Consider the following 3,548-nt stretch of genomic DNA (forward strand, 5'->3'; position numbering starts at 1 on the left):
CGCCGAGCTGGCCACCGAACTCGACATCGCCCGAACCTATCTCGATGACTGCATCGCCGAGCACCTGGCCGGTGAGCTGACCGCCGCGCGGGCGGCCCGGCTGAAGTGGTGGACAACCGAACTGCAGGTCCGCACCGCCGACCGCTGCCTGCAATTGCACGGCGGCTACGGCTACATGCGGGAATATCCGGTGGCGCGGGCTTTCGTCGATGCCCGCATCCAGACCATCTACGGCGGCACCACCGAGGTCATGAAGACGATCATCGCCAAAGACCTGGGCCTGTAATGGCTTTCGCGGCTAGGGCTGCATCTGGACGTGCGGTTGGCCGTTGGTGTAGGTGATGGTGCCATGCTGGAAGGTCTGCTGGCAGCCGCCGGGGATGTCTTGCTGGTCGGCGGTCGGGTAACCCAGGGGCCCGGCCGGGCCGCCGTAGTCGTTCCTCCAGGTGTCGCGGATGCCGCCCAGCACGACATGTGCGCCGGTTTGCGGGGTCCAGTAGATTCCGCCGCCCTCGAACTTGCTGTAGCGGCCACCGCCTGGTCCGGGTTGCTCATTGCTGATCGGCGACCCTAGCAAGCTGTTCGACGCGCCGACTTCGTTGTACTTCTGCAGGATGGCGCCTTGCAGTAAGAATTTGCCGGACGTGGCTGCGAACCACTGGGTGGTGACGCCGACCGCGCTGGTGGGGCCGATCGGGTCTGCGGTGCTGCCGCAACCGGCGGCAACCATTGCCGCGATCGCCATACCTACGGCCATGCGGCTCCCAGTCATCTGGGTTTCTCCTGTGACTCGACGGCCTGGGTGCTGCGGGCGGCGGTGCGCCGACCGCCTGGCAGGCGGTCGACGAAGCGGCCCAGCCGCGCGACGGTGTTGTCGAGCGGGTCGACGATTTCGGTGAGTCGCTGCAAGGTCGGCAAGATCTGGGCCACCGATTGGATTTCCGAGGTAAGACGTTCGGCCTGAGTGTCGATGCCTTGCGCGGCTTTGGTCAAGCCAGTAATTTCCCGGGCGATCTCAGCGGAATTGCGGTCGATTGCCTTGGCGCTTTGGCTGAGGTCGGCAAGGTTGCCGGCGATGTACTGCGCTGACCGGCGCAGCTCGGCGATATCGTCGAGCGCTCGGTCGGCGCGGTCGATGAGCCGCGCCAGCGCGATGGCACGCCGCACGGTCAGCTGAGCAGGTTGCGCCGTCCAGGCGACCATCGACCGTGGGTCCGCCAGCGCGGGCTGGATGGATCGAATGCCCTGGGCCATCGCGATGTCTCCGTTCTGGTGAATAGAACGCGACCGTAACGTTACCGGCCCAACCAATACAACGGTGCCGTAAAATTCCGGTCACGCCCGTGAAGGAGCGCCCGCGCCGCAAATACGCACCGCGGCTATCACGCGAGGCGCGTCGCGCTCAGCTGCTGGATGCAGCCCTGGATGTGCTGGCCGGCTGCGAGCTCCACGAGCTCGCCATGGAAACCGTTGCCGCAGCGGCGGGCATCGCAAAACCCGTGGTGTACACGGTGTTTCGGACTAAAGGGGAGTTGGTCGCAGAGCTCTTGGCCCGCGAACACCAGCGCGGCATCGCCCAGATCGCCGCGGCAATGCCCACCGATCTCACGACCCTGGGGCCGGCCGGCGCCTACGCCGCGTCGATCACCGCGTTCCTACAAGCCGTCCTGGCCGATCCGACGCGCTGGCGGCTGATCCTCACCGCACCGGACAGCGCCCCCCGGGCCTACCGCGAGGCGCTGCGCCAGACCCGCTCGGCGATCTTGGCGCAGGCCGAAGATCTGGCACGCGCCGGGACCGCGCTGATGCCCCGACTAGCCGGCGTGGATCCTCATCTGCTCGCCCACACGGTGCTGTCGTTTGCCGAGATGCTGGGCCGGCTGGCGGTGCGCCATCCCGAGGCCTACCCGCGGGAGCGTCTGGAGAACTTCGTCGCCACGATGACGGCGGTGCTGGGACCCGCTACCACATAGTCGCATCAAAGCCGGTACCACGGTCGGAATCATCATCCGCGTCGGCCCGGCAACCGGATGATGTCGCTGCGACCACGCAGACGCCATACCACGGCCGTCTAGGTCAGCGGCGTGGGCTGCGCTCGTCGAGCAGATCGATGACTTGGGCGGCGAGTTGCTCGATGTCGGCATTGGTGGTGTCGAGCACCAGGTCTGGGTTGTCGGGTGGCTCGTACGGCGCGTCCACACCGGTCAGACCGGCGAGCTGCCCGCTGCGCGCCCTCGCGTACAGCCCTTTTGGGTCACGCTTTTCGCATTCGGCCAGCGGTGTGGCGACATAGACCTCGATGAAAGGCAGCTTGGCGGCGTCGTTGAGCGCGCGGGCGATCTCGCGGTCAGACTTCAGCGGAGACACCAGTGACGCCAGCGCAACCACACCCGCGTCGGCGAGCAACCGAGTCAAATGCCCGACGCGCCTGACGTTTTCCGCCCGGTCACCCGGCGAGAAGCCCAGGTCGTCGGACAGGCCGTGACGCAGGTTGTCGCCATCGAGCAGGTAGGCCACCCGGCCGGATTCGACCAGTGCGCGCTCCACCGCTACCGCGATGGTCGACTTGCCGGATGCCGGCAAGCCCGTGAACCAGATCGTCGCACCCGGTTGTCCGGTGGCCCGCCAGCGATAGGTGCGGTCGAGCGCCGACGGATGCCAGCGGATATCGGTGCGCGGATGCGCGCCCGGCTTGATCTCCCGCGCCTCGAGAATGGTTCCGGCGCCGACGGTGTCGTTGGTGGACTCGTCGATCAAGATGAACGCGCCGGTATCCCGGTTGTCGGCGTAGGGGTCGGCGACCACGACCGAGCTGGTCCGAAGCGTGACGACGCCGATGTCGTTGAGCGCCAACTCGACTGGACCGTCGAGCTCGTCCAGCGTTTCCGGGTCCACCCGGGAGTGCAGCTCCTGCACTGTCGCCCGCACGGATTTGGTGGTCTGCTTGAGAGCCAGCCGGTCGCCGGCGCGCAGCGGGGTGTCGACGACCCAGCAGATCGTGGCATCGAGCTCTCGGGCCAGCACCGGTGGAACCGCGTCGTCGGCGGCACTGATCAGCACGTCACCGCGACCCACGTCGATGTCGTCGGCTAGCTCTATCGAAACCGACAGCGGCGCAACGGCTGTCGCGCGCTCGTCGTCGAGAGTGTCCAGCGCGGTCACGCTCGAACGGGTGCCGGCGGGCAGCGACACCACCGGGTCGCCCACGATGACCGTGCCGGCCGCGAGCCCCCCGGTGTACCGGCGGCGGATGTCGGCGGTGGGCCCCGACACCCACTGGATCGGCAACCTCAGCCGTGACGCGTCGGCCTGCGGCGCCGCCAACTCGACGCCTTCCAGGTACTCCAGCAGTGTGGGTCCGCCGTACCAGGGTGTGTTCTCGGAGCGGTGCACGACGTTGTCGCCGAGCTTGGCCGCGATCGGGATCACCGTGATCTCCACGCCGCCGAGGCGGGCCGCCATCTGGCGCAGCTGGTCCTCCACCTCGGTGAACCGGCCCTGGTCGAAGTCGACGAGGTCCATCTTGTTTACCGCCGCGACAAGGCTCT

At 67.5% G+C, this 3,548-nt stretch carries 4 protein-coding genes and 1 pseudogene (1 of these 5 cut by a window edge); 2 read left to right on the forward strand and 3 right to left on the reverse strand.

What is annotated here, in order from left to right:
* A pseudogene (locus tag ACFE99_RS19295) lies at positions 1-286 on the forward strand (acyl-CoA dehydrogenase family protein) (it extends 853 nt beyond the left edge of the window).
* A 12-nt stretch (positions 287-298) separates the two neighbouring features.
* Here ACFE99_RS19295 and ACFE99_RS19300 read toward each other — a convergent pair.
* Positions 299-772 (reverse strand): LGFP repeat-containing protein, encoded by a 474-nt coding sequence (locus ACFE99_RS19300; protein WP_375488038.1) that lies wholly within the window; start codon positions 770-772, stop codon positions 299-301.
* Positions 769-1,254: a hypothetical protein gene (locus ACFE99_RS19305; protein WP_375488039.1), complete on the reverse strand. Its 486-nt coding sequence runs from the start codon at positions 1,252-1,254 to the stop codon at positions 769-771. Before ACFE99_RS19305 ends, ACFE99_RS19300 begins: the two co-directional genes overlap by 4 nt.
* Positions 1,255-1,343: 89 nt before the next feature.
* On the opposite strand from ACFE99_RS19305, the gene ACFE99_RS19310 reads away from it, so the two are divergent.
* Positions 1,344-1,973: a TetR/AcrR family transcriptional regulator gene (locus ACFE99_RS19310; RefSeq protein WP_375488040.1), complete on the forward strand. Its 630-nt coding sequence runs from the start codon at positions 1,344-1,346 to the stop codon at positions 1,971-1,973.
* Between the two features lie 103 nt (positions 1,974-2,076).
* Here the strand turns inward: ACFE99_RS19310 and cysC are convergent.
* A partial coding sequence (gene cysC, locus ACFE99_RS19315) for an adenylyl-sulfate kinase (protein ID WP_375488041.1) occupies positions 2,077-3,548 on the reverse strand: 1,472 nt, incomplete at its 5' end.

The sequence above is a fragment of the uncultured Mycobacterium sp. genome (assembly GCF_964249325.1).
GTDB lineage: Bacteria > Actinomycetota > Actinomycetes > Mycobacteriales > Mycobacteriaceae > Mycobacterium.